This window comes from Neisseria sp. P0009.S007 (assembly GCF_051962515.1).
Map to the genome: position 1 here is coordinate 1 of NZ_JBQCVF010000481.1, position 1079 is coordinate 1079.

The following is a 1079-nucleotide window of genomic DNA, read 5'->3' on the forward strand; positions in this document are numbered from 1 at the left end:
GACGGCATGGTACATATTTTCCGTAATGGTACGCCTAGCAATCCTTATGACTTGAAACTCAGCTATATTCCGGCAGGTATGGAACGTGAGGACGAGAAAGGTCAAGCAACAACTTTAGGCAAAGTTCTGAAAGATATTGCACGCGATGGTTACGGCTCCAACACGCCACACCGCTATATGGTCAATGGTGGCTTTGTTCTCCGCCAAACACCTGATAAGCAAACCTTTATGTTTGGTGCGATGGGTCAGGGTGGACGCGGTGCGTATGCGTTGAATATCGGTGCAGTGGCTAACAGTGATCGTAGTGGTTGGAATACGACTGTGCCTTTGTTTGAAACAAAAAAAGGCTCTGACAATAAGCTCGGTTATACCATTGGTTCGACACAAATCGGCCGTGTTTCCATCAAGCGCGATACTACTCCGGTCAATTTGAAATCTGATGTGCGCTATGCGGGTTTCTTGGCTAGCGGCTATCGTACTGAAGATGTGAACAGTGCCGACAATGAAACGGCTTTATATGTCTATGATATGACGGGTAAAGAAGCTGGTACGCAAGATGCCGGTAAAAATGTTTCCAGTGCCGGCAAGCTCTTGGCTAAAATTCCTGCGCCGAATGGTAAAGGCGGCCTCTCTACCCCCACTTTGGTAGACACCGATTTTGACGGTATTGTCGATATTGCCTATGCAGGCGACCGTTATGGCAATATGTTCCGCTTCGACTTGAGAGGTAAAACCGAGTCTGAATGGTCGGCGCAAATGATTTTCCAAGGCTCGGGTAATCAACCGATTACGTCTGCGCCTGCGGTATCACGCCGCAGTAAAGATAAGTATGTCGTCATTTTTGGTACAGGTAGCGAGATTTATCAGAATGAATTGACCAATACCAATGGCCAAATCAATGCCGTTTACGGTATTTACGACGATGTGTCTACTGATGAATCCAAAAAAGCAGTTTTGGCAAACAGCAGTGAGTTGGAACAGCAAACCAGAGAAAGTGACGGCGAACACATTTATGTCAGCGACAATAAGGTTGGTGAAGGCAAAAAAGGCTGGAGTCTGACTTTAGGTCCGAATGAACG

At 46.7% G+C, this 1079-nt stretch carries 1 protein-coding gene; it reads left to right on the top strand.

Features of this window, described 5'->3' with window-relative positions; all coding sequences use genetic code 11:
- Nucleotides 1–1079 (top strand): PilC/PilY family type IV pilus protein (locus ACTHS3_RS14220; RefSeq protein WP_440368273.1); only part of this gene is annotated, 1079 nt, incomplete at both ends.